The 23617-nt window shown below is 71.4% G+C and carries 21 protein-coding genes; 10 read left to right on the top strand and 11 right to left on the bottom strand.

Translation table 11 applies throughout. The annotated features are described in order from the left end of the window. Positions 1-67 precede the first annotated feature (67 nt). Positions 68-1468, top strand: coding sequence for a UDP-N-acetylmuramate--L-alanine ligase (murC, locus tag OG329_RS07390; RefSeq protein ID WP_405793529.1), 1401 nt, complete (start codon positions 68-70; stop codon positions 1466-1468). 40 nt (positions 1469-1508) lie between these two features. Continuing rightward, the gene (gene msrB, locus OG329_RS07385) at positions 1509-1913 is read left to right on the top strand and encodes a peptide-methionine (R)-S-oxide reductase MsrB (protein ID WP_405793528.1); all 405 of its coding nucleotides are present in this window, start codon (positions 1509-1511) and stop codon (positions 1911-1913) included. Here the strand turns inward: msrB and OG329_RS07380 are convergent, their stop codons facing one another. From OG329_RS07380 to OG329_RS07370, 3 genes are read right to left on the bottom strand one after another with little or no spacing between them, the layout of a single operon-like run. After that, positions 1914-4343 carry a helicase-associated domain-containing protein gene (locus tag OG329_RS07380; RefSeq protein WP_405793527.1) on the bottom strand — a complete coding sequence of 810 codons (2430 nt, stop codon included), beginning with the start codon at positions 4341-4343 and terminating at the stop codon, positions 1914-1916. Further along, positions 4327-4572, bottom strand: coding sequence for a DUF397 domain-containing protein (locus OG329_RS07375; protein WP_405793526.1), 246 nt, complete (start codon positions 4570-4572; stop codon positions 4327-4329). The genes OG329_RS07380 and OG329_RS07375 overlap by 17 nt, the downstream gene beginning before the upstream one ends. Next, the gene (locus tag OG329_RS07370) at positions 4569-5426 is read right to left on the bottom strand and encodes a helix-turn-helix domain-containing protein (RefSeq protein ID WP_405793525.1); all 858 of its coding nucleotides are present in this window, start codon (positions 5424-5426) and stop codon (positions 4569-4571) included. Before OG329_RS07370 ends, OG329_RS07375 begins: the two co-directional genes overlap by 4 nt. Before the next feature lie 161 nt (positions 5427-5587). Here OG329_RS07370 and OG329_RS07365 point away from each other — a divergent pair, with 161 nt between their 5' ends. The 4 genes from OG329_RS07365 (at position 5588) to OG329_RS07350 (ending at position 8982) form a co-directional block, all read left to right on the top strand. Next, positions 5588-6043: an ATP-binding protein gene (locus OG329_RS07365; protein ID WP_405793524.1), complete on the top strand. Its 456-nt coding sequence runs from the start codon at positions 5588-5590 to the stop codon at positions 6041-6043. Positions 6044-6116: 73 nt separating this feature from the next. Then, positions 6117-7562, top strand: a complete 1446-nt coding sequence (locus tag OG329_RS07360; RefSeq protein ID WP_405793523.1) for a M20/M25/M40 family metallo-hydrolase — start codon at positions 6117-6119, stop codon at positions 7560-7562. A 25-nt stretch (positions 7563-7587) separates the two neighbouring features. Further along, positions 7588-8139, top strand: coding sequence for a histidine phosphatase family protein (locus tag OG329_RS07355; RefSeq protein WP_405793522.1), 552 nt, complete (start codon positions 7588-7590; stop codon positions 8137-8139). Between the two features lie 108 nt (positions 8140-8247). Beyond that, positions 8248-8982: a hypothetical protein gene (locus OG329_RS07350; protein ID WP_405793521.1), complete on the top strand. Its 735-nt coding sequence runs from the start codon at positions 8248-8250 to the stop codon at positions 8980-8982. Here the strand turns inward: OG329_RS07350 and OG329_RS07345 are convergent. Beyond that, a complete protein-coding gene (locus OG329_RS07345) occupies positions 8959-9816 on the bottom strand; it encodes a class I SAM-dependent methyltransferase (RefSeq protein WP_405793520.1) in 858 nt (285 codons plus the stop codon). The two genes, OG329_RS07350 and OG329_RS07345, sit on opposite strands and share 24 nt — an antisense overlap. A 134-nt stretch (positions 9817-9950) precedes the next feature. Beyond that, a complete protein-coding gene (locus OG329_RS07340; RefSeq protein WP_405793519.1) occupies positions 9951-10340 on the bottom strand; it encodes a VOC family protein in 390 nt (129 codons plus the stop codon). A 110-nt stretch (positions 10341-10450) separates the two neighbouring features. On the opposite strand from OG329_RS07340, the gene OG329_RS07335 reads away from it, so the two are divergent. Then, on the top strand, positions 10451-11110 hold the full coding sequence (locus tag OG329_RS07335) for a nucleoside/nucleotide kinase family protein (RefSeq protein WP_405793518.1): 660 nt from the start codon (positions 10451-10453) through the stop codon (positions 11108-11110). 146 nt (positions 11111-11256) lie between these two features. After that, complete coding sequence (locus OG329_RS07330; protein ID WP_405793517.1) at positions 11257-12228, top strand: hypothetical protein; 972 nt, start codon at positions 11257-11259, stop codon at positions 12226-12228. A gap of 39 nt (positions 12229-12267) precedes the next feature. On the opposite strand, the gene OG329_RS07325 is transcribed toward OG329_RS07330, so the two are convergent. The 4 genes from OG329_RS07325 to OG329_RS07310 form a co-directional block, all read right to left on the bottom strand. Continuing rightward, on the bottom strand, positions 12268-12933 hold the full coding sequence (locus tag OG329_RS07325) for a hypothetical protein (protein ID WP_405793516.1): 666 nt from the start codon (positions 12931-12933) through the stop codon (positions 12268-12270). Positions 12934-13469: 536 nt separating this feature from the next. Then, on the bottom strand, positions 13470-14456 hold the full coding sequence (locus OG329_RS07320; RefSeq protein WP_405793515.1) for an aldo/keto reductase: 987 nt from the start codon (positions 14454-14456) through the stop codon (positions 13470-13472). Between the two features lie 78 nt (positions 14457-14534). Continuing rightward, positions 14535-16286: a malto-oligosyltrehalose trehalohydrolase gene (treZ, locus tag OG329_RS07315; protein ID WP_405793514.1), complete on the bottom strand. Its 1752-nt coding sequence runs from the start codon at positions 16284-16286 to the stop codon at positions 14535-14537. A gap of 145 nt (positions 16287-16431) precedes the next feature. Further along, on the bottom strand, positions 16432-17340 hold the full coding sequence (locus OG329_RS07310) for a GNAT family N-acetyltransferase (protein ID WP_405793513.1): 909 nt from the start codon (positions 17338-17340) through the stop codon (positions 16432-16434). Positions 17341-17464: 124 nt separating this feature from the next. Between OG329_RS07310 and OG329_RS07305 the strand changes: the two genes are divergently transcribed. After that, a complete protein-coding gene (locus OG329_RS07305; protein WP_405793512.1) occupies positions 17465-18013 on the top strand; it encodes a DUF1707 and FHA domain-containing protein in 549 nt (182 codons plus the stop codon). A 70-nt stretch (positions 18014-18083) separates the two neighbouring features. Here the strand turns inward: OG329_RS07305 and lpdA are convergent, their stop codons facing one another. Further along, positions 18084-19523 carry a dihydrolipoyl dehydrogenase gene (gene lpdA / locus OG329_RS07300; protein ID WP_405801695.1) on the bottom strand — a complete coding sequence of 480 codons (1440 nt, stop codon included), beginning with the start codon at positions 19521-19523 and terminating at the stop codon, positions 18084-18086. 102 nt (positions 19524-19625) lie between these two features. Here lpdA and OG329_RS07295 point away from each other — a divergent pair, with 102 nt between their 5' ends. Further along, on the top strand, positions 19626-20543 hold the full coding sequence (locus OG329_RS07295; RefSeq protein WP_405793511.1) for a LysR family transcriptional regulator: 918 nt from the start codon (positions 19626-19628) through the stop codon (positions 20541-20543). A gap of 559 nt (positions 20544-21102) precedes the next feature. Here OG329_RS07295 and treY read toward each other — a convergent pair. After that, positions 21103-23445 (bottom strand): malto-oligosyltrehalose synthase, encoded by a 2343-nt coding sequence (gene treY, locus OG329_RS07290; protein ID WP_405793510.1) that lies wholly within the window; start codon positions 23443-23445, stop codon positions 21103-21105. Positions 23446-23617 lie beyond the last annotated feature (172 nt).

The following is a 23617-nucleotide window of genomic DNA, read 5'->3' as shown; positions in this document are numbered from 1 at the left end:
CGGCAGACGTACCGTACGGTCGGCAGCCCACGCCCCCGCACCCACCGCACCACCTGGGAGAACACGTATGGCACCCGGTATCCCCACCGCCATGGAACGGCCGCACTTCATCGGCATCGGCGGCGCCGGAATGTCAGGTATCGCCAAGATCCTCACCCAGCGAGGCGCCAAGGTCGCGGGCAGCGACTCGAAGGAGTCCGGCACCGCCGAGGCCCTGCGCGCGCTGGGCGCCACGGTCCATATCGGCCACGCGGCCGACCACCTCGCCGACGACGCCTCGTGCGTGGTCGTCTCCAGCGCGATCCGGGCGGACAACCCCGAGCTGGTACGCGCCGCCGAGCTGGCCGTCCCCGTCGTGCACCGCTCCGACGCGCTCGCCGCCCTGATGGGCGGCGGCCTGCGCTCCATCGCCGTGGCCGGCACCCACGGCAAGACGACGACGACGTCCATGCTGGCCGTCGCCCTCACCGAGCTGGGCCTCGACCCGTCGTACGCCATCGGCGGCGACCTGGAAGGGCCCGGCACCAACGCCCGCCACGGCGCCGGGGACATCTTCGTCGCCGAGGCGGATGAAAGCGACCGGAGCTTCCACAAGTACGACCCCGAGGTCGCGATCGTCCTCAACGTCGAGTTGGACCACCACGCCAACTACGCCTCCATGGACGAGATCTACGACTCCTTCGAGACGTTCGCCGGCAAGATCGTCCCCGGCGGCACGCTGGTGATCGCCGCCGACCAGCCCGGCGCGGTCGAGCTGACCGCGAAGGTCCGCGATCTGTCCACGGTCAAGGTCGTGACGTACGGCGCGGCGGCGGACGCCGACGTACGCGTCCACAAGGTCACCGCACGCGGTCTGACGAGCGAGGTCACGGTCGTCCTCGACGGCCGCTTCCTCACCTTCACGGTCTCGGTCCCCGGCCGCCACTACGCCCACAACGCGGTGGCCGCCCTCGCGGCGGGCGTCGCGCTCGGCATCCCCGCGCACAATCTCGCCTCCGCGCTCGGCAAGTACACCGGCGTCAAGCGCCGCCTCCAGCTCAAGGGCGAGGCGAACGGTGTGCAGGTCGTCGACTCCTACGCGCACCACCCCACCGAGATGACCGCCGACCTGGAGGCGATGCGCGACGCCGCCGCCCCCGGCTCCCGGCTGCTCGTCGTCTTCCAGCCGCACCTGTTCTCGCGTACGCAGGAGCTTGGTACGGAGATGGGCCAGGCCCTCGCCCTGGCCGACGCCTCGGTCGTACTGGACATCTATCCGGCCCGCGAGGACCCGATCCCCGGCATCACCAGCGAGCTGATCATCGAGGCGGCGCGGACGGCGGGCGCGGACGTCAGGGCCGTATCGGACAAGGGTGCGGTGCCCGAGGCCGTGGCGGGAATGGCGAAGGCCGGTGATCTCGTTCTCACCATGGGGGCGGGTGACGTGACGGACCTCGGTCCGCAGATCCTTGCCCGCCTGTCCCACTGAGGTGTCCCACTGAGGCACTGAGGCCCTGGAGAGGAAAGTCATGGCGTACGACATCGACAAGCCCGACGAGCAGTGGCGCGAGGAGCTGTCCCCGGCCGAGTACGCGGTGCTGCGCCAGGCCGGTACCGAGCCCGCCTTCGTCGGTGAGTACACGGACACCAAGACGACCGGCGTCTACTCCTGTCGCGCGTGCGGCGCGGAGCTGTTCCGCTCCGACACGAAGTTCGAGTCGCACTGCGGCTGGCCGTCGTTCTACGACCCGAAGGACACCGACGCGGTCGAGCTGATCGAGGACCGCACGATGGGCATGGTCCGCACCGAGGTCCGCTGCTCGCGCTGCGGGTCGCACCTGGGCCATGTCTTCGAGGGCGAGGGTTACGGCACGCCGACCGACCAGCGTTACTGCATCAACTCGATCTCGCTGCGGCTGACCCCGGACGAATAGTCACGCGGGCAGGATGGCGTGGATACGGGAGATCGAGAACACCCGCTCGGCGTCCCGGAGATGGCAGTGCGCGACGATGTGCGGCGCGTCGAGGACGATGCCGCTCACCGTACGCACGGTCCGGGCCCCGGACGCCGAGACGTACTCGATGGTCAGCGGCTCGCCCTCGTGAATGGCGTAGGCGATCTGCCGGACGTCGGTGAGTGAGAGCGACGGCGAGTAGCCGTCCAGGATCTCCTCGGTGTCGCTGTCGTAGGCGGGGCCGCCCTCCATCGGCGCGGGGTATGGCCGCCGGTCGGGGGCGGCGAGCAGCCGCTCGGCGAGTTCCCGTCCGGCGGCGTCGGCGCCCGGGTCCTCGCCGGCCACCGGGATCAGGTCTTCGAGCGGCAGCGGCGGTTCGGCCCGTGGCCTTGGCACGCGCTGGACGCTCACCGCGCCGTCGTCCGTCTCCGCCACCGGCGCGTAGCCGGCCCCGCGCAACGCCTCCAGGGTGACCGACGCCTCCGTACGGCAGAGCAGTACGGTCGGTGCGAGCCTGCGCAGACCGAGAGGTGACAGCGCGCTGTGCGCCGCGATCTCGGCGAGCAGCGCCGTGTCCTCGCTGTGCAGCACACAGGCGGCCGACGCCAGGCGGACCCGTCCGTGGCGGCGGGCGACATCGGCGATCAGATAGCTGAGCGGCTGCGGCAGCGGGCTGCCGGAGACCTCGGAGACCTCGGAGACCTCGCAGACACGGAGCAGATCGGCTTCGATGGCGTCCGGGGTCTGTCCCGCGTCCAGCGCGCGGCGCACCGACGCCGGGCTGAACCTCCATACGGAGGCCACCGACCGGCTCTCCCGGTCGGCGAGCGAGTCCAGCAGCGTGGCAAGTCGGATGGTGGGCTCTCCGGTCACCACCGCCGTCAGGTCGGCGCCGAAGCGGGCCCGGCCGGTGGCTGCCGGGAGCAGCCGGGCCGCCACCGTGTGGGCGGCGGCCGGTTCACCGGTCAGCAGGGCGGCGCCGAGTGGGCTGAGCGCGCCGCGCGCCAGTACGCCCAACAGCTCGGCCTCGTGGCCCACCGAGGCGAAGGGGATCTCGTCCTGGGGAGCGGAGTCCGCCAACGGGCGGTGCCAGGACACCAGTTGACCGAGGACGCCGAGGCCACGTACACCGTGCCCGGCCGGCAGTGTCGTGGCCGCCGCCAGTACCCCGCGCCGTGCGGCACGGCAGCCCGAGCACGTCGGTCGTCCCGCGAGGGCGGGCAGGGCCTTGCCGTCCTCGTCGCGGGAGGACGACGCCGAGAGGCCGAGCAGCCACCACGCACGCAGGAGCAGGGCGAACCGGTCGGCACTCTCGCGGGCGGCCCACGCGTCGTACGCGGTGGTGACCAGGACCCGCGTGCCCTCGTACGAGAGCAGGCCGGCCGCGTACGCGCTCTCCAACACCAGCCGGACGACGGATTCTTGACAGCCCGTCACCTTCCCCAGCTTCGCCAGCTCGCGGGCGCCGATACCGCCCGACTTGAGCGTGGCCGGTGGACGCGTCGCGCACTCCGCGAGGAGGGTGGCAGCCTGCCCGGCGAACGCCGTGGCTGCGGCAGACGCCTCCCGCTCCACCTCGTCCGGGGCCACGCGTACGAGATCCGCCGCGTCCGGCGCGGGCGGTACGGGGTCGAAAGGGGCGTGCCAGTCGGGCCCGCGCAGCGCGCGGATCACCTCTACCGGCACCTGCGGGGACTCGTACACCCACTCGCGCCGGACGAGCAACGCCCGTTCCAGCAGCCAGCGTTCGGCCGATCCGGCGCTCATGGTGGTGAACGCCCCGGCCGCTTCGGCCAAGTCACCGACACCGGCGTACTCCTGGAGGAGGGCGCGGGCCGCCTTCGGGGCGGAGCCGATGAGCGCGAGGAGCTTTTCCTCGTCCTCGTAAGTGTCGAGGATCGCGTCGTGGCGTGCCTGGCGCCGGGTGCCGGGGTTCAGACCGAGCGCTGTCGCGATGACGCGCAGATCGTCGGCGGTGTGGGAGTCGAGCAGTTCGGCGAGCCCGGGGCCCATGCCGAGGGGTGACTCCCACGCGTGCCGCAAGGCCGGCGCCATGTGCAGATCACCGTTCGTGTCCGGCCACACCAGGGCGAGACCGGTGAGGACGTCCAGCACCGGCGCGAGCGAGTCCGGGTCGGTGCCGAGCAGTGCTCGCAGTGACTCGGGCGCACAAGGGGCCGGGAGCGCGGCGAGTGCCTGGGCCGCCTGGAGACAGGGGAGCGGCAGCCGCTCCAAGGGCTGGACGACTGATCCGGTCCGCTGGAGACGGTCGGCGAGTTCGCCGAGGGTCAGCGGGGCAGGCGCGCGTGTGCCGTCGGGGCGGGCGGCGAACAGTTGTTGAAGCTGTTCGCCGCCGAGCGTACGCAGCCACCTGGTCAGGGTCGAGTGGGACTCAGACTGCGGTGGCATAGGTGATGAAGCTCGTCCAGGCGCCGGGGGCGAGGGCGAGTTGGGGGCCCTCGGTGACCTTTGAGTCGCGGATGTGGATGGTGGTGGGGCAGGCGGCGACTTCGACGCAGGAGTCGCCGGAACCGCTGCTGTGGGTCGACTTGTGCCAGGAGAGGGCTACTTCGACGCAACTGTCGCCGTCACCGCCGCTGTAGCTGCTCTTGAACCAGGCCAGTTCTGGGGTGCTCATACCGCTCCTCGCATCCGCCGCAACAGGCTCACGGAGTCCTCCAATGAGAGAGCCTGTGAACGCATCCTGGCATACCGCATCTGGAGCTCGCTGACCACTTTCGGGTCAGTGATGAGGTGGCCGGTCTTCTGGCCCTCGCAGTAGCCCAGCCACTGGTGGTCCGGGGTCTCCAACAGTTGCATGGGGCCGTCGAGACCCGCGTGGCGCTCCTTCACCTGTGGCATGAGCTGGAACTCGATGTTACGCAACTCGATGAGCCCGAGAATGTGGTCGATCAGATTCCGAGTGACCTCCGTCCCACCCGTGTTACGAAGGAACAGATGTTCTTCGAGGATGAAGCTGTACGCCGTGTTCGGGCGCTCCCGCAGCAACCGCTGCCGCTCCGTCCGAGCCGCCATCTTCGTCTCGATCTCGTCGTCCCCGAGGGGCGGAAGTTGGTTGAGGAACAACTTCCGCGCGTACGCCTCCGTCTGCAACAGCCCCGGAATCAACCGGCATTCGTACGTGTACAGACTGCGCGCCTCCGCCTCCAGCTTCGCCCACTGACGGAACCAGCGCGCCAGCCCCGGTTGCCGCGACAGATGCTTTGCCGCACCGCGCAACGCCCCGAAGGCGTCCAGGACGTCCTCCGCCCGTTCCACGAACTCCACTGTCGGGAACCGCCGGCCCTGCTCGATGGACGCCACCATCGGCAGTGAGTACCGCACCCGGGGCGCGAACTCCTCCTGTGTCAGCCGCGCCCGAATGCGGAACGCCTTGAGCACCGCCCCGAATGCTTTGAGGCTGTCCGACGTCTCCGGCTCCTCGCTACTACTACTACTACTCGTACCGCTTCCGTCCGTACTTTGAGTCATGCGTCTGCCTCCCGTGCGCACCTGTCCCTGGCCGGTCACCCACAACGCATCAATGCTCACGGACGGTGACGTCGACTGTCTACCTTCTGTACCCGTACGCTGACTCGGCGTACGGGTTGGCGATCTGGCCTCATCACCCCGCTGACCTCGACGTTGATGCCATGAACGCACCCGTCTCCCCACAACAACCGGGCACCGTACGTCTGTTCACACAGCGTTTCAGCTCAACCCCCCTCGGCGCGCGGCTCGCCCGGCATCTGGCGGTTCATCAACTGCACGCATGGCGGATCCCGTACGGCTCCGAGGTCTCGGAAGCCGCGGCGCTCGTCGTCGCCGAACTGGCCGCCAACGCCGCGACGCACGGCCGAATCCCCGGCCGGGACTTCGAGTTGGCGCTCAGGCTCGCGACCGCGCCCGACGTGCTGCGGATCGACGTGTCCGACACCCGTGGTGAACGCCGCCCACCCGGCCCCGGCCACCTGCCGCCCGCCCCGCCGCTCGACGCGCGCACCGGGCGCGGTCTGCTGATTGTCGAGGCGCTGGCGAGCCGGTGGGAGGTGTTGGACCGGGTGCCGGTGGGCAAGACCGTACGCGCGGAGCTGGATCTTCCGCACTGAGCGAGCCTCTTGTGCGGGGTTGGCCTGTCCATGACGATGAAGCGCCGGATCGTCGCTCTGGAAAGGAACTTCCATGCCCGAGCAGCCCGCTGGAACGCCGCGCAGGCCGCGTACGCCCCGTATGCCGCGCAGAAGGACCGTACTGACCTCGGCCGCCGCGACCGCCGCCATCGCCGGTGTCCCCCTGGTTGCCCCCGCCGGGCGGGCGGTCGCCGCGTCCGGCGGCGGGGCCGCCACCGCCCAGGCGCCCGACCGGGAGTTGCGCCAACTGCTCAAGGAGATCGACGCGGACCGTATCGAGGCGACCGTACGGCGGCTCGCCGCCTTCGGGACCCGGCACACGCTGTCGGTCCAGGACGACCCCGAGCGCGGCATCGGCGCGGCGCGTGACTGGATCCTGGCCGAGATGAGGACGTACGCGGCGGTGTCCGGCGGCCGGATGACCGCCGAGCTCCAGTCGTACATCCAGGAGCCCGCGTCACGGATTCCGGTGGCGACGCGGATCACCAACGTCGTTGCCACACTGCGTGGTTCGGTGACACCCGACCGTGTGTACGTCGTCGCCGGGCACTACGACTCGCGCGTCACCGACGTCATGGACGCGACCAGCGACGCGCCCGGCGCCGATGACGACGCGTCAGGTGTCGCGCTCGTGATGGAACTTGCCCGCGTGATGGCGAAGCGGCGTCCGGCGGCGACGATCGTGTTCACGGCGGTGGCGGGGGAGGAGCAGGGGCTGTACGGATCGCGGTATGCCGCAACGCGCTTCAAGGAGGCGGGTGTTGACGTCCAGGGCATGTTCACCAACGACATCATCGGCAGCTCGCGCGCCGACGACGGCACCCGCGACCCGTACGCGGTACGCCTCTTCGCGGAGGGCGTACCGACGTCCGAGACCCCGGCGCAGGCCAACACCCGCCGCTCGGTGGGCGGCGAGAACGACTCGGCGACCCGGCAGCTCGCCCGCTTCGTCAGCGATGTCGGGGACAACGACGCGACGGGCATGAACGTCCGCGTGGTCTACCGGCGCGATCGCTACCTGCGCGGCGGGGACCACATCCCGTTCCTCGAACAGGGCTATCCGGCGGCCCGGTTCACCGAACCGGCGGAGGACTTCGCGCACCAGCACCAGGACGTACGGGTGGAGGACGGCAAGCAGTACGGCGACCTGCCCGAGTTCTGCGACTTCGACTACATCGCGCGCGTGGCGCGGGTGAACGGGGCGGTGCTGTGGACCCTGGCGCAGGCGCCGGGCACACCGCGCGAAGCACGGATCGTCACGAGCAATCTCACCAACGACACCGAGCTGAAATGGACGTTGGGCACGGAGCCGGATCTGGCGGGCTACGAGGTGGTGTGGCGCGAGACGACGGAGCCGGAGTGGACGCATGTGATCAAGGTCGGACTCAAGACCACGCACACCGTGGACCTGTCCAAGGACAACGTCTTCTTCGGCGTACGGGCGGTCAACCGCGACGGGAAGCGGAGCCCGGTGGCCTTCCCGATGCCGGGCAATTGACGGCTCGTCAGGTCTGCCGTCAGCCATGACCGTGCAACTCGTCTACGAGACCCACGCGACCACGACCGACAACGAGGCCGGTCTCGCGACCGGTTGGCGCCCCGGCGTGCTCTCGGCGGCCGGGCGCCGCCAGGCGCGCGAGCTGGGCGAGCGGCGTCGTGACGACGGGATCGACGCGGTGTTCACCTCCGACCTGGAACGGGCGGTGGACACCGCGCGGATCGCGTTCGCCGGCACGGCGACGCCCCTGCACCAGGACGTACGGCTGCGCGAGTGCGACTACGGCCACTTCACCGGCCGCCCGGTCGCGGACCTGGCGCCGCGCCGGACCCGGCACATCGCGGAGCCGTTCCTCGGCGGCCAGAGCTACCGGGACGTCGTCCGCGCGACGGCGGACTTCCTGCGCCAACTGAGCGCGGAGCACGACGGTACGCGCGTACTGCTCGTCGCACACTCGGCCAACCGCTGGGCACTGGCCTGCCTGCTGGGCGGCGCCGAACTGCGCGATGTGGTGTACGAGCCGCCGGGGTGGTGGCGGCCGGGGTGGGAGTACACGCTGCCGACGGGCTGGAAGTAGGCTTCGGTCTCAACGGGGTTGCTACACAGCGCTGTTCAGCCTCGGGCACTCCGCCGACGTCGGCCGACGTTCCGGACGGGAGATCACTGAAGTGAACGAGGGATTTCGATGATCGCAGTGATATCGGCTGTGATCGCCGTTCTGGGCGCGGTGTTTACGGCAGTCCTGGGGCATCGGCTCCAGGTTCAGGCGAAGTCCCGCGACCGCCAGGACTACATGAGCCGATACCGGGACGCGCTGCTCTGGACAGCTTTCGATCTCCAGAGCAGGATCTACAACATCCTCAGGGGCTACCAACTCGACCTGCGCGGGAGGCGAGGATTCACCAGTGCCTTCCTGCTGGCGGGCACTGAACAGCAAGCGCTTTACGTGAAGAGAAGCACGGCGTTCCTGTTCGCCGAGTACCTGGGATGGGCCGAGATCTTCCGGAGGGATCTTCAGTTCCTCGACCTCGGAAGCAACAGGGCGAATCAGCAGATCATGTTCACCCTCAACAGGATCAGCAGGACCTTCGGAGACGTGAACTCCTCGGAGTGCTTCCGGATTTTCCGCACGGATCAAAGGGCGGTCGGTGAAATCATGATCGATCCGGACAGCGAGCCCGGTGAGCGCCGATGCATCGGCTACGCCGCATTCTGCGCGCAGCTCACCGCAGAAGGCGCGTTCTGCGAGTGGACGCGGGAACTCCTCGACCACGTCGAGCTCGCAGCCCGTGAGCCCGACAAAGCCCGTGACCGGCTGGCCCGGATCCAGCACCAGCTCATCGACCTGATCGACCTTCTCGATGCCGAAGGGCGACGCTTCCCCTCGGCGGAACGCTCACGCTTCGTGCCGACGGAGTGAGTCAGCCGACTCGGCGCGGCGTCCGACCCGCAGGACGCTCAGATAGCGGCGTGCCGCTCGATCGCCCATCCGCGTGCGGACGCGCTCGGCGATCGCATCGAGCAGCGGCTCACGGATGTCGCGGTCGAGCCTCCGGTACAGGGACAACGAGCGAAGGTGATCGGCGAAGCCGTCCCCGTTGAACCACTGAACGGTTGGATACCAGCGCACGATCGCCGGGCCGAACAATCCCCCGGGATCGTCGACCGGGCCCCAACCGGCGTCGGTGGTGCGCACGTCGTCCGCCAGCGGCGGATGACCCCAGCCGGGGTTCCCGGGACAGAACCGCTCGTGCAGATCGGCGGTCTCGGCGTACACCTCCCGCTCTCCCCGCCGACGGACAACGACGTGGCCGAGCAGCGCTGCCCAACCCCCGGGAGACAGCACGGCGTGCGCTCGCTGCCAGCCGATCGACGGGTCGACCCAGTGCCACGACGACGCGGCCACGAGAACATCGAAGCGTCTACCGCGGTCGTCCCACTCCTCAAAAGTCGACGTCTCGACCTCGACGTCGCGAAAGGAGGCGAGCCGCAGGCGAGCGAGTGCGGCCATGTCCGTGCCCGGCTCAACAGCGGTCACCGAGCATCCGAGCGCTGCCAGCGTGCGCGTCGCCTGACCGGTACCGCAGCCCACCTCCAGCACCGACGACCTTCCGTCCATGCCGGTGATCGCGCCGATGTCCGCGAACAGTTCGTCGGGGTATCCCGGCCGGACCCGGTCGTAGAGTTCCGGCACCTCGTTGAAGACTCGGCCGAGGTCATGTCGATTCGGGCGCCCCTGCGGATCATCAGTCACGAACGCACAAGCTATGAGGCTCGTCCACGCCGGTGCCACTGGTTTACCGGCAGCCGCAGGCCCGCTGCCGCCGGTGGGGAGGACGGCGAGGACGGGTGCCCGCCGCCCCGCCGCCCGGCACCACGGCGTGGAGGTCAGCCCGTCGCGGGCTGGAGCAGATCCCAGCGGTTGCCGTACAGATCCTCGAAGACCGCCACCGTGCCGTACGGCTCGTGCCGGGGCCCGTCCTGGAAGCGCACGCCCCCGGCCAGCATCCGGGCGTGGTCGCGCGCGAAGTCGTCCGTGTACAGGAAGAAGCCCACCCGGCCGCCCGTCTGCGCGCCGACGCTCGCCCGCTGGGCGTCGTCGGCCGCGCGGGCCAGCAGCAGCCCGCCGGCGGCGCCGCGCGGCCGTACGACCACCCAGCGGGAGCCGTCGCCCCGGTCGGTGTCCTCGACCAGTTCGAAGCCGAGCGGGCCGGTGTAGAAGGCGATGGCCTCGTCGTAGTCGCGGACGACGAGGGTGACCAGGGCGATGTATGACATGACGGGAACATTATACGTATGACAGAGCATGACGGAGCGTAGGGCGAGACGCACAAGCAAGGCGGCGCATCCGGGACCACCCGGCCGGTCCCGGATGGAACAATGCCGCCATGGACGCGCGGCAGCTCGACGTACTCATCCGCCGCGCCCGGCAGCTCGCCGCCCCCGGTCAACGCCGGATCCTCGGCATCGCGGGCGCGCCCGGCGCGGGGAAGTCCACGCTCGCCGCCGAACTCGTCGCGGCGCTCGGCGGCAGCGCCGTACTCGTCCCCATGGACGGCTTCCACCTCGCGCAGGCCGAGTTGCGCAGACTCGGCCGCGCCGACCGCAAGGGCGCGCCGGACACCTTCGACGCCGTCGGATACGCGGCGCTGCTCGCCCGGCTCCGGGCGCCGGCGGCGGGGGTCGTCGTGTACGCGCCCGCGTTCGACCGGGCGCTGGAGGAGGCCGTGGCGGGCAGTATCCCGGTCGCCCCGGACGTCCCGCTGGTCATCACCGAGGGCAACTACCTCCTGCACGGCGACGACGGCGACGGCGACTGGGCGCCGGTCCGCACGCTCCTCGACGAGGCGTGGTTCCTGGAGCTGGACCCCGTCGTGCGGGTACGGCGCCTGGTCGAGCGGCATGTGCGCTTCGGCAAGGAACGGCCGCGCGCGGAGCGCTGGGTCCAGGACTCCGACGAGGCCAACGCGCGACTGGTGGCACACGGCCGGCACCGCGCGGACCTGGTCGTTCCGGTCACCCTCGGGCCCGGCCGGCCGGCACCGTAAGGCCCCTACCGGACATTCACCACCCGCCAGGGCCTACCATCGATCGTTCGACGCACGTGGACGATCACAGGGGACCAACGGGGAACGGGGACCCGGACCAGGGGCCGGGGCACCGAACCGAGCGCGATCATGGGGAGGCGGACGACGTGGGGTTGTTCAGACGCGGGCCGAGACGAGACGGGCGCGAGATGCCTCGCGACCCCGAATTCTCCTTCTTCTCGACCGACGAGGCCGCGCTTTTCCGCAGCCAGGTCCGTGCGGCGTTCGCCGAGCGGGGCCTGGAGGTCACCGTCTACTCGGACCTGGTGACCGACAGCGCGGGCCGCCAGTTCGGGCTCTCCAACCTCGCCGCCGTCTGCCACAACGACGACCGGGGCCCGCGCGTCTGGGGCGAACTCGTCCGCCAGCACGCCGGGATGGTGCTGCGGACGATGGACGGCCCCTCGGCCCTCGACACCATGGCGCCCGCGCAGATCCGCGCCCAGCTCTACCCACGGGTGATCAGCGGCGACAGCCTGGACGCGCAGTCGTTCGCGTACGCGCGCTCCGTCGCGCCCGGACTGTACGAGATCCTTGCCCTCGACCTCCCGGAGAGCGTCATGATGCTCACCGACGAGGCGCTGGAACCGCTCGGCCCGCTGCCCGAGCTGCGGGCCCAGGCGCTCGGCAATCTGCGTCAACTGCCCGTCGAGGGGCGGGAGACGGTCAAGGACGCGGAGGGGATGCGGTTCGAGGTCGTCATGGGCGACTCGTTCTACACCGCGAGCCGCGTGCTGGCGCTGGACAGCCTCGTACACCAGGTCACCGGGCGGCTGCTCGGTACGGACGGCGCGCTGGTGGCGTTCCCGTTCCGGCACCAGGTCGCGTTCCATGTCATACGCGACGCCACCGTCATCCCTTCGCTGAACGCGATGGCGTCGTTCGCCGCGTCCGGCTTCGAGGACACGCCGGGCGCGATCAGCCCGTACGTCTACTGGTGGCGCGACGGCACGCTGACCCAGCTCAGCGACAAGGACGAGGGAAACGTCGAGGCGGGCGGGCTGCGCATCGTGGTCGGTGACGACTTCCAGGAACTGCTGGAACGACTGGTCGCACCCTCGGGCCCGGAAGACGACTGACCGGCCGCCGCCCGCTTCTGTCGCGTCTCTGTCGCGTCTTTATCGCGTCCGCAGCCAGGCCGCTCCCCGAGGGGAGAGCGCGTAGCCGGTGTCGAGGCTGAGCGTGAGGCCGAGGGCTTTCAGCTTGCGGATGTCGCGCTTGAGCGTGTCCTTCTCGACGCCGAGAGTCCCCGCGAGGTCCACGGCCCGCGTGCCCGGGTTGCCCTCGATCAGCCGCAGCGTCTCGCGCGTCCAGGCGCCTCGGGTACTGCGCGCGTCGAGCCGGTCCAGGGCCCCGGCGATGCGCGCGACGTCGTCGGACGTGAGCGCGGCGTCGGCCGCGATCGCGTCGCGGGGGTCCGGACCGCCGTACGACAGGGTGATCCGGAAGACCGGGTCACCGGGGCCGCCGCGCAGCGCCGCCACGACGTCCTCGACACCACGCGCCCCGGCGGCGCGGGCGTCCTCGGCGGTGATCGTCGCCGGATCGATCCGCTCGACGGCGTCGACGACGATCACCCCGGCGACGGAGAGGAACGTACCGCCGGCGAAGACCCGGCTGGTCGCCCAGCGGCGGAACGCGAGTGTGACGTCCCCCCGGGCGACACCTTCGGCGACGACCCGCGTGAGCATCACGCCGGCGCGCCGTTCCGGGCGGTGGTGGCCCTCAGAGGGTCGGTCATGGTCGTACTCCTCCGGGGCCCGGCGGAACAGGTCATGCCCCATCCTGCCGCACTCCCGGCCCGCTACAGGAGACGCAGTCGGCGCGACAGCCACCACCGCGGTGTCGTGGCCGGCGCACTCGTCCGGCACGTTCTGGGAGGACCAGCCGCCGAGGAACCGTGCCTGTCTTTGGATCCGGGGTTCGGGCAGTCCCACGTCCGGTACCTGAGCGTTCGTGTTGTTCTTCCGCTTCGAGTGGCTGCCGGTGTTCTGGCGTCTCGACCACTGCGGCGAGGGCCGACGACATCGCCCGCCAGGATCCCTCCCTCGCTGCCCTCACCGAGCTGGTTGTCTCCCTGGCCGACCAGCACGTCCCTCCCCAGGACGACGGCCACACCCACCAATACCCGGACTGGGTAGGCGCACTGCGCGTCCTCGGGCTCCGGAGTCGGGGCGGGCGTGGCCGCACAGTGCGGCGGAGCCACCGCCGCCCAGGAAGCTGGCGAGGTTGCCGAGTGGCGCGTGCCGTCAGGCAACCTCCCCAGCCCCGCAGAACGGCCTCATGCGGCCGGCCGCTCTGGATTCCCGCATGTGTCGCGCTAGTCGGTGAAGTGCGACAGCACGTCGTACGGATACGGCAGCGGGCGCGCGCTCGCCTCGTTCAGGCGGGTCGTCTGGGCGGCCGTCAGGTTCCAGCCCACCGCGCCCAGATTGTCCGTCAGTTGGGCGTGTGTCCGTGCGCCGATGATCGGGGCCGTGACTCCCGGTCGGTCCAGCAGCCAGCGCAGGGCGACCTGTGAGGGGGTGTGTTCCGTCTCGGTCGCGATCGCCTGGACCGTCTCGACCACCCGCCACGTCTCGTCGTTGTCCCGGCCCCGCCAGCTCTCGCCGTCGCCGTGCGACTCGCGGCTGCCGGGCGGGACCGACGTCATGCCGCGCTGGTACTTGCCGGTCAGCCAGCCGCCCTGGAGCGGGCTGTACGGGATGACGCCCACGCCCGCCGCCTCGCTCTGCGGCAGCAGCTCCCACTCCACCTCGCGCGCGAGAAGGTTGTAGATCGGCTGGAGGCAGACGTACGGTGCCCAGCCCCGCCGGTCGGACACGTCGAGCGCCCGCTGGAGCTGGCCCGGCGAGACGTTGCTCGCGCCCAGGTAGCGGACCTTGCCCGCCCGTACGAGGGTGTCGAGCGTGCCGAGGGTTTCCTCGATCGGTGTCCTGAAGTCCCAGACATGGGTCTGGTACAGGTCGATGTAGTCGGTGCCGAGCCGCCGCAGGCTCGCCTCCACCGACGCGATGATGTGCTTGCGGCTCAGCCCCGCCTCGTTGGGGCCCTCGCCCATCGGGAGCGCCACCTTCGTCGCGACGACCAGGCCGTCGCGGTCGCGCCCCTTGAGCCAGCCGCCGAGAACTTCCTCCGAGACGCCCCGGCCGTACGCGTCCGCCGTGTCCAGGAAGGTGCCGCCGGCCTCCGTGAAGGTGTCGAGGATACGGTGCGCGCCCGCCACGTCGTCCTTCGTGAAGGTCATCGTGCCGAGGCAGAGTTCGCTGACGCGGAGCCCTGTCCTGCCGAGAGTTCGCTGCTTCATGGCGTAGACGCTAGAGGTTCGAGCGCACACCAAGGCAGGTGATTTCGCTTGCCGCAGGTCTTGCCGCAGATTTCGTCGTCAGCCGCCCGCCAGCACCGCGCACGATTCCGGCGGTAGCAGCAACACCCCGTCGGGGCCCGGCGGTTCCACCGGGTCCCAGGTCAGCAGGGCCTGGGCGCTCCGCCCGCCCAGGGGGATCTCGGCCGGCCGCGCGGACAGGTTCAGGGCGATCCGCAGATCGCCGCGCCGGTACGCGAGCCAGCGCGCGTCCTCGTCGTACGCCACCTTCACCGTCGCCAGGTCCGGGTCGTTGAGATCCGGGTGGCTGTGGCGCAGGGCGATCAGGTCCCGGTGCCAGGCCAGCAGCCTGCTGTGCGGCTCACGGGCCGCCTCCGTCCGGTCCAGGCACGAGCGGGCGCGCGTCGCCGGGTCCTGCGGGTCGGGGATGGACTCGGCCGCCCAGCCGTGCGCCGCGAACTCCCGCCGCCTGCCGCTCCGTACAGCCTCCGCCAGCTCCGGATCGGGGTGGTCGGTGAAGAACTGCCACGGTGTTCCCGCGCCCCACTCCTCGCCCATGAACAGCATCGGGGTGAACGGTCCGGTCAGTACGAGCGTCGCGGCGCACGCCAGCAGACCGGGGGACAGGGTCGCCGACAGCCGGTCGCCGAGCGCGCGGTTGCCGATCTGGTCGTGGGTCTGGGCATAGCCGAGGAAGCGGTGGGCGGAGGTCCTGGCGGGGTCGACGGGGCGGCCGTGCGTCCGGCCCCGGAAACTCGAATACGTACCGTCGTGGAAGAAGGCGCGGGTCAGGGTCTTGGCCACGGCGGCGATCGGCTCGGCCGCGAAGTCGGCGTAGTAGCCCTGCGATTCGCCGGTGAGCGCGGCGTGCAGCGCGTGGTGGAAGTCGTCGTTCCACTGGGCGGTCAGCCCGAGGCCGCCCTGCGGGCGCGGCGTGGTCGTCCGAGGATCGTTCAGATCGGACTCGGCGATCAGGAACAGCGGTCTGGCCAGCTCGGCCGAGAGGTCGTCGACGGCGGCGGACAACTCTTCGAGGAAGGTCAGCGCGCGCGTGTCGGCGAGGGCGTGCACCGCGTCGAGGCGCAGCCCGTCGAAGCGGTAGTCGCGCAGCCAGGCGAGCGCGCTGTGGAGCAGATACGCGCGGACCTCGTCGGAGCCGGGCGCGTCGAGGTTGACGGCCGATCCCCACGGGGTGTGGTGCGTGTCCGTGAAGTACGGGCCGAACACCGGCAGGTAGTTGCCGGACGGGCCCAGGTGGTTGTGCACGACGTCGAGCACGACACCCAGGCCCAGCCCGTGCGCCGTATCGACAAAGCGCTTCAGCGCCTCGGGCCCGCCGTACGGCTCGTGCACCGCCCACAGCGACACCCCCTCGTACCCCCAGCCGTACGTCCCCGGGAAGGGGCACACGGGCATCAGCTCGACGTGCGTGACGCCCAGCGCGGCCAGCGGGGCGAGCTGGGCCGCGGCGGCGTCCAGGGTGCCCTCGTCGGTGAAGGTGCCGATGTGCAGCTCGTAGAGGACCGCGCCCGGCAGCGGACGGCCGTGCCAGGGATGGGTCCACCCGTACGCCGCCCCGTCGACGACCGCGCTGAGTCCGTCCGGTCCGTCCGGCTGGCGGCGGGAGCGGGGGTCGGGCAGCACGGGGCCGCCGTCCAGCGCGAAGCCGTAGCGGGTGCCGTCGGCCGCGGGCGCGTCGGTGGTCCACCAGCCCTCGCGGAGCGGGTCGCGGGCCATGGAGCGGTCGGCCGCGTCTGCCAGGTGGAGCGTGACCCGCTCCCGCGCCAGTGGTGCCCAGACCTCGAACTGCACGGGTGGTCCCCCTCTGTCGTCGGCACGCTTGTCACCATATGGTGACAAGCGTGCGGGCCGAGGGCTCGGTGATCGCGTCGATTCGGAGGACACGACCGGATGCGACCGGACACGACCGGATGCGGTCAGCTCCGGTCAGCTCCGGTCAGGCCAGAATGATCCGCTCCTGCACCACCGGATAGCCCGCGCGGGCGAACTGCGCGGCCATGGGGAAGTTCCCCTGGTCCGTCGCGCCCGCGATGAACGTCGCCCCGGTCTGCGCCAGCATGTTCGTGCACTCGACCAGCAGGTCGTACGCGTACCCGTGACCACGCTGCTCCGGTACGACCCCGATGAACCCGACGCACGGCCCCGCCGGGTTGTGCGCGGGCACGTGGATGCCGACCAGCTCGCCCGCCGGGTCGTACGCGAGCTGCCACCACTCGCGCGGCGACGGGCACCAGCGGAAGAAGTCAAGATCCTCCTGGGCGGCCTGGTCCAAGCCCGACTCGGCGATCGCGCGCAGCGCGTGCGCGTCGAGCGTGGCCGAGTGGACGCGGCGCAGCACGTCGAAGATCACGTCGTCGTCGGGCTCGGGGCGGAACTCCAGCCGGCCCGGCCGCTCCGGCAGCCCCAGATCGGGCGTCCACCGGTACTGGAAGCGCTCGACCAGCGGTTTCATCCCGGCGGCGCGCGCGGCGCCCGTCCGGGACTCGACAGCGGCGCGCAGCGTCGGGTCGTCGCGCCAGTTGGCCGGTGCGATCAGCTCGTACTCGACGTTCCACGGGGCACGCCGGAGCAGTTCCGCGCCCGCCTCCTCCTCGCCCGGCGCGAAGTCGAACCAGTTGAGCAGCCGCGGCTCCCGGTCGTCGGGCCCGCCCCACCAGGCCGCGCGGGCGACGACCACACCGTCGCGCAGCGCGACCCAGCTCCACTCAGGGCGGTAGTCGCCGCCCTCGGCGACGGTGCGGTACTCGACCCCGGTGATCGCGCGGCCGACGAGCCCCGCGTCGGGCAGCGAACGGAACAGCGGTGCCTCGGAGTCGGCGAGCTGACGGAAGACCGTATCGGTCATGGAATCGTGCCTCCAGGAAGGGGCGTTCACGATAAACGACCGGTCGGCCGCCGTACGAACCAATTTCGTCACCGGAAATCGGCCCTTCTGGACACGTCACGAACTCGGCCCGACAATCAGTCATGTGACGTCCTCGTTCGAGTTCCACACGTATCCCGCGCGGCTCTCCGACGCCGAGCGCGACCGTGTGCTCGCGGTCCTGCGAGAAGGGGTGGCACAGGGCAAACTGTCCCACGACACCTTCATACGCCGGATGGATCTGGCGCTGGCCGCCCGCAGGTCCGACGAACTGGCGCTGCTCACGGCCGACTTGGACACCGACGGCCGCTGGGCGCGGCGGCTGTTCGGCGCGGTGGGCCGGGCGTCCGCGTTCTCCGGACGGCTGCGCAGGGCGTGGCAGGTCGAGCGGCTGCCGAGGCTGCTGCTGCCCGACCCGGGCCCCACTCCGCTGCGTATCGGCCGTGACCCGATGAACGGGCTGCGGCTCAGCCACGACACCGTCTCCCGGCTCCACGCCGAGCTGGTGATGCACGGGGGGCGGTGGATCCTGCGGGATCTCGGATCGACCAACGGCACGACGGTCAACGGCCGTCGGGTGACGGGGACGGTGGTGGTGCGCGACGGGGACATGGTGAGCTTCGGCGAGTTGAGCTTCCGCCTCGCCGCGCACTGAGTCACTTGCCGCGCACCGAGCCGCGAGGGCGGCGGGCCCGGCGCTGCCGGGAGACGCGACGGCCCTGGTATCAGCGCTGGTGCAGCCCGCGTCCCGCCAGCGTCAGGAACGTCTCACCGACCGCCTCGGAGAGCGTGGGGTGTGCGTGGATGTGCCGCGCCACGTCGGACGGTTCCGCGTCCCAGCCGACGATCAGTTGGCTCTCGGCGATCATCTCGGAGACGTTCGGCCCGACGAGATGGACACCGAGGACCCGGCCGCCGCGCTCGGCGACCACCTTCACCACCCCGCCCTGACCGTGCACCATGCCCTTGGCCACGGCCGTCAGCGGCATGGTGTTGACCACCACGTCGTGTCCGCGGTCGCGGGCCTGCGCCTCCGACAGGCCGACGGCCGCCGTCTGCGGGCTGGAGTACGTGACCCGGGGGACCACCGCGTAGTCGACCGGCTGCGGGCGGGCCCCGGCCAGCGTCTCGGCCACGAGCAGACCCTCGGCGAACGAGGCGTGCGCCAGCCCGAGTGAGGGCGGCGGCAGCAGGTCACCGACGACATGGACGCCCGTGACGGCGGTTTCGAGGCGAGACCAGTCGGCGGGGGCGACATGGCCACGGTCGTCGGTGGTCAGCCCGGCCGCCGTGAGATCCAGACCGTCCGTGACCGGCTCGCGGCCGACGGCGACCAGCAGCCGCGAAGCCTCGACGGTACGGGCCTCGCCCCGCGCCGTCCGTACGGTGGCGCGCACCCCGTCATCGAGCACGACGGCATCCTCCAGGCGGGCGCCCACCCGCACATCGATGCCGCGCTTCTTCAGACCGCGCGTGAGGTGACGGCTGACGTCGGCGTCCTCCAGGGGTACGAGGCGGTCGGCCGCCTCGACCAGGGTGACCTCGGCGCCCATGGACCGGTGGAACGAGGCGTACTCGACGCCGATCGCGCCACCGCCGAGCACCAGCACCGAGGCGGGCAGCCCCGGCGCGAACAGCGCGTCGTCGCTGGTGACGACGCGGTGCCCATCGGGTGCCAGGCCCGGCAGCGTACGGGGGCGTGAGCCGGTGGCCAGGACGACGCCGAGGCGCGCGGTGAGGTCGGTGAGGTCGGTGAGGTCGCTGCCGCTGCCGTGGCCCTCGACGCGTACAGTGCGGGGCCGCCCGGTCAACCGGGCGCTGCCGCGCACCACTTGGACCCCGGCATGCGCCAGATGCCCCTCCACGCCCTTGTGGTTGCGGGAGACGATGTCGTCCCTGGTGGCGACCAGCGCGGGCCAGTCCACCGAGTCGAGAGTCGCCTTCACGCCCCAGCGCTCACGGGCCTCGGCGATGCCGTCCACGAGTTCGGCGGCGTGCAGCATCGCCTTGCTGGGGATACAGCCGCGGTGCAGACATGTGCCGCCGATCTTGTCGCGCTCGGCGAGGACCACCGTCAGGCCGAGGGCGGCGGCGCGCAGGGCGGTCGAGTAACCGCCGGTGCCGCCGCCGATGACGATCACGTCCGGGCTGTTCGTCGCTGTCATCCGGGTCATGCGCCCAGCCTCTGTCGCACGCTTGCCATTGGTCCAAGGCAATGTTTCTGTCATTGCGATGCACAACGGTCATGGCAAAGGGAGGGGATGCCGATGAGCCTGCGACAGATGGAGTACTTCCTCGCCGTTGTCGAGGAGTCGTCCTTCACCAGGGCGTCCGAACTCCTCCATGTCACCCAGCCCGCGCTCTCCCACCAGATCAAGGCCCTGGAGAAGTCTGTCGGCGGTCCGCTCCTGGAACGGATGACGCGCGGCGTGCGGCTGACCCCGATGGGCCGCGCCTATCTGCCGCACGCCGAACTGGCGGTCCGCAGCGCCGCCCAGGCGCGGCGTGCCGCGCGGGCGGCGGCGGGCGCGCAGGGCGGTGAGCTGCATGTCGCCGCGCTGCACGCGGTCGCTGTCGGCATCCTGCCCGAGGTGTTCGCCACCTGGGGGCGGGAGCATCCCGGAGTCGTGCTGCATCTGCACGAGTACGCGACGGCGGCCTCCTTGGAAGATCACGTCGAACGCGGCACGGCGGATCTGGCGGTGGGCCCGGCGCCGAAGGAGTGGGCGGGACCCGTGGCCGAGGTCGGCGAGGAGGAGATCGTCCTGGTCGTCCCCTTCGACGACCCGCTTGCGGGCCGCGCCTCGGTCCGCCTCGCCGAACTCTCCGACCGCGCATGGGTGCGGTGCGCGATGGAACCGGTGGTCGAGGGGCGCGAGTTCCTGGACTGGGCGTGCGAGGCGGCCGGCTTCGTACCGCGCACGGCGGTCCGCACCGAGCACACGTCGACGGCGGTCCGCATGGCGGCTGCGGGGGTGGGCCTGGTCACGGCGCCGTCGCACGTCGTGCGGGGGGCGGTCGGCGAGGACTGCGTGGTCGTCCGGGTGGACGACACCTGGCGGCGCCCGCTGACCGCCTTCTCGCGGGTGCCGTTGGTGGGGGCGGCGTCGGCGTTCGTGGAGCTGCTGAGGGCGGGGGAGTGGACGGTGGGCGCGGGGCGACTCCCGTCGGGGCGGGTGGTCTGACGTACGACGCGAGCGGTTCGCAGGCCGCGCCGCGCGGGGCGGTCTGCGAAGGCAGGCCCGCACGAACAGATCGCCGAGCTGATGCGGCAGACGCTGCGGTACGAGGGCGATGACGTGCTCGCCCCGCGCGCGCGTTGGCGATCCCGCGGGAGGATGTCGGGGCGCAGGGCCGTGTTGGAGGAGTCCCGCCTGGCGCTCCCCCATAGCCGCAGAGGGGGGCACGGGAGGCCCTCGGCGCGTTGTCGGAGTCGCCCACGTGCGCCCGTACGCGGTCGATCCTCCGCCTTGCCATCGCGCGCACCGATGGAGACATCAGCCGCGCCGCGGCGGGCGGATGGGGCGCTCCTTCCCGAAGTGGGCCTGGGCCCTTCTTCCGAGTCCCGCCTTGCCCGCAGGTGCCCCCTTCGCGCGCACCGGATGCTGTGGGCCCGCCCTGCGGGCGGACGGCGCTCCCTTCCGGACACGCTCTGGGGGCACCCGCAGAACGTGGACCCGTAGGTCGACCACCCCCTCCCACGCCACCGGGCCCGTGGCAGACGCCGTTCCCCGCCCGGCAGGGCTACTCGCGGCGCGACAGGAGCGCCACCGGGCCCGTCGACAGCAGTTCCGTCAGGGAGATCGGACCGCCCGGGAATTCGCGGTCCGGGGACAGCGCGTCCGTCCAGCGGCCCGCCGGCAGCTCCAGCACCGTGCCCGACCAGCCGCCCGACGCCGCCAGACGCAGGGACAGACGCGTGACCGCCGAGATCACCTCACCCGAGCGGGAGAACGCCGTGCAGTGGTCCGCCGCCGGGCCCGTCGCCGTCAGCGGGGTGTACGTCGCCGACTCCGCGAAGGCGTGCGGGCGTTCGCGGCGCAATTGCAGCGCCGCCACCGTGAGCACTGTCTTCTCGTCCGGCGGGCCCGTACGGAAACGTTCGCGGTTGTCCGGGTCGACCAGGGCCAGATACTCCCGCTCCGTCCGCTGGTAGATGTCCGGCACCCCCGGCATCGTGAGATGTACCAGCGCCGCCCCGAGCACGTTCGCCCTGACGTGCGGGGCGAGTTCACGGGCCAGGCGGGCCACCGCCTCGCGCGGCCGGCCCGCCGGACCCACCGCGACGAAGTCCCGTACCGCCTGTTCGTACACCGGGTCCGGCTCCGTCCAACTGGTGTGCAGCCCCGCCTCCCGTACGGCCTTCAGCAGCGCCGGCTCCATCCGCGCGCCGTCCGGCGGCGCCTCCACCGAGGTGAAGCCCACAGCCGTCTGCCAGGCCTGCCAGGCCAGTTGGGCGTCCGGCGCGGCGACCCCCGCCAGTTGGCGCAGCAGCGCGTCCCACCGGTCGGGGCACTCGGACAGGACGGCGATCCTGGCCCGTACGTCCGCGCTGCGCTTGGTGTCGTGCGTGGTCAGTACGGTGCCGGTGGCCGGCCAGTCGCGGGCGAGGCGGGCACAGTAGCCGTGGAAGCGCTCCGGGCTCACCGCGGGCCGCCCCGGATCGCCGCCGACCTCGTTCGCCGACAGCAGCGGCACATGGCGGTAGAACGCCGTGTCCTCCACCGCCTTGGCACGCAGCGCCGACGACGTCTGGGCGAAACGCGCGCAGAACGCCGTCCGGTCGGGCCCGCCGCCGAGCCGGCCCAGCGCCAGTTCCCGTACGACGTCCACCGCCGCCGCCTCCTGCGGCACCGCGAACGCCGCCTTCGCCTGCCGCGCGGCCTCCACCGGCACCGCCGCCTCGTCGGACTCCCGGCACGGCCCGCCCGCGACCGTGTAGGGCCGGTACACGGGCACCCGTACCAGCAGCTCCCGGATCGCCGTCCGCAGCGCCCACGGCGCGTGGTCGCGCAGCGCGACGTCCGCCGCGCAGATCCGCTCCGCGATGCGGGCCAGCGCCGCGGTCTCGGCGGCCAGCTCCTCGATGACGACCTTGTACATCGCGCGCCGTACGGTCGCTTCCCAGTAGCCGCCCCGGTCGCCGGCGGGCCCCGAGAAGTCCCGGAAACGGCGCGCCAGTTCGTCGGCACCGGCCGGGTCGGTGAACAGCCCGTCGATGTGGTGCAGCGCGTCGTAACCCGTCGTGCCGGCCACCGGCCAGCTCGCGGGCAGCGGCTCGTCGCCGGTGAGGATCTTCTCCACCACCGTCCAGCAGGCGCCGCCCGTCGCCTCGTTGAGCCGGCGCAGATACTCCTCCGGGTCGGCCAGACCGTCCGGATGGTCGATACGCAGACCGTCGACGACCCCGTCCCTGACGAGTTCGAGGATCTTGGCATGGGTCGCGGCGAAGACCTCCGGATCCTCCACCCGCACCCCGATCAGCTCCGAAATGGTGAAGAAGCGCCGGTAGTTGAGATCCGTACGGCCCAGCCGCCACCAGGCGGGCCGGTAGTGCTGGGCGTCCAGGAGCGCGGGCAGCGGCAGGTCCTCCGTACCGTCGGCGAGCGGGAAACGCTGGTCGCCGTGGTGCAACGCACCGTCCTCGACGCGCAGTGCGGCGAGTTCACCGCCGACCGGGCCCGGCAGCACTGGCAGCAGGAGCTTCCCGCCGCCCGCCTCCCAGTCGATGTCGAACCAGCGCGCGTACGGGGACGCCGGACCCTCACGCAGCACCTCCCACAGGGCCTTGTTGTGCCGGGGCGCGGTCGCCATGTGGTTGGGGACGATGTCCAGGACGATCCCAAGCCCGTACTCGCGGGCCCGGTGGGCGAGCTGCCGCAGCCCCTCCTCGCCCCCCAGCTCGGCGCGCACACGTGTGTGGTCCACGACGTCGTACCCGTGGGCAGAGCCCGGCACGGCCTCCAGCACCGGTGACAGATGCAGATGCGAGACCCCGAGCGCGGCCACGTACGGCACGGCCTTGGCGGCGGCGGCGAACGGGAAGTCCGGCTGGAGCTGGAGTCGGTAGGTGGCAGAGGGCGTCATGCGAACGTACGTACCCCGCTGAGCCGGTTCTGTGTCATCCGCTCATACATTCGGCAGCTACTCGCCATGGCCGGACGTGCCCGGACGTGCCAGGACGTGCCAGGACCGGCCGGGGGGAGGAGGGCGGGGGTACGTGTCGACGTACCCCCGCCCCGGTCCCCGCCCCCGTACT

This window comes from Streptomyces sp. NBC_01506, from assembly GCF_045040295.1.
Lineage (GTDB): Bacteria > Actinomycetota > Actinomycetes > Streptomycetales > Streptomycetaceae > Streptomyces.
The sequence above is the reverse complement of the archived record's forward strand: the minus strand, read 5'-3'. Positions and strand labels throughout refer to the sequence as shown.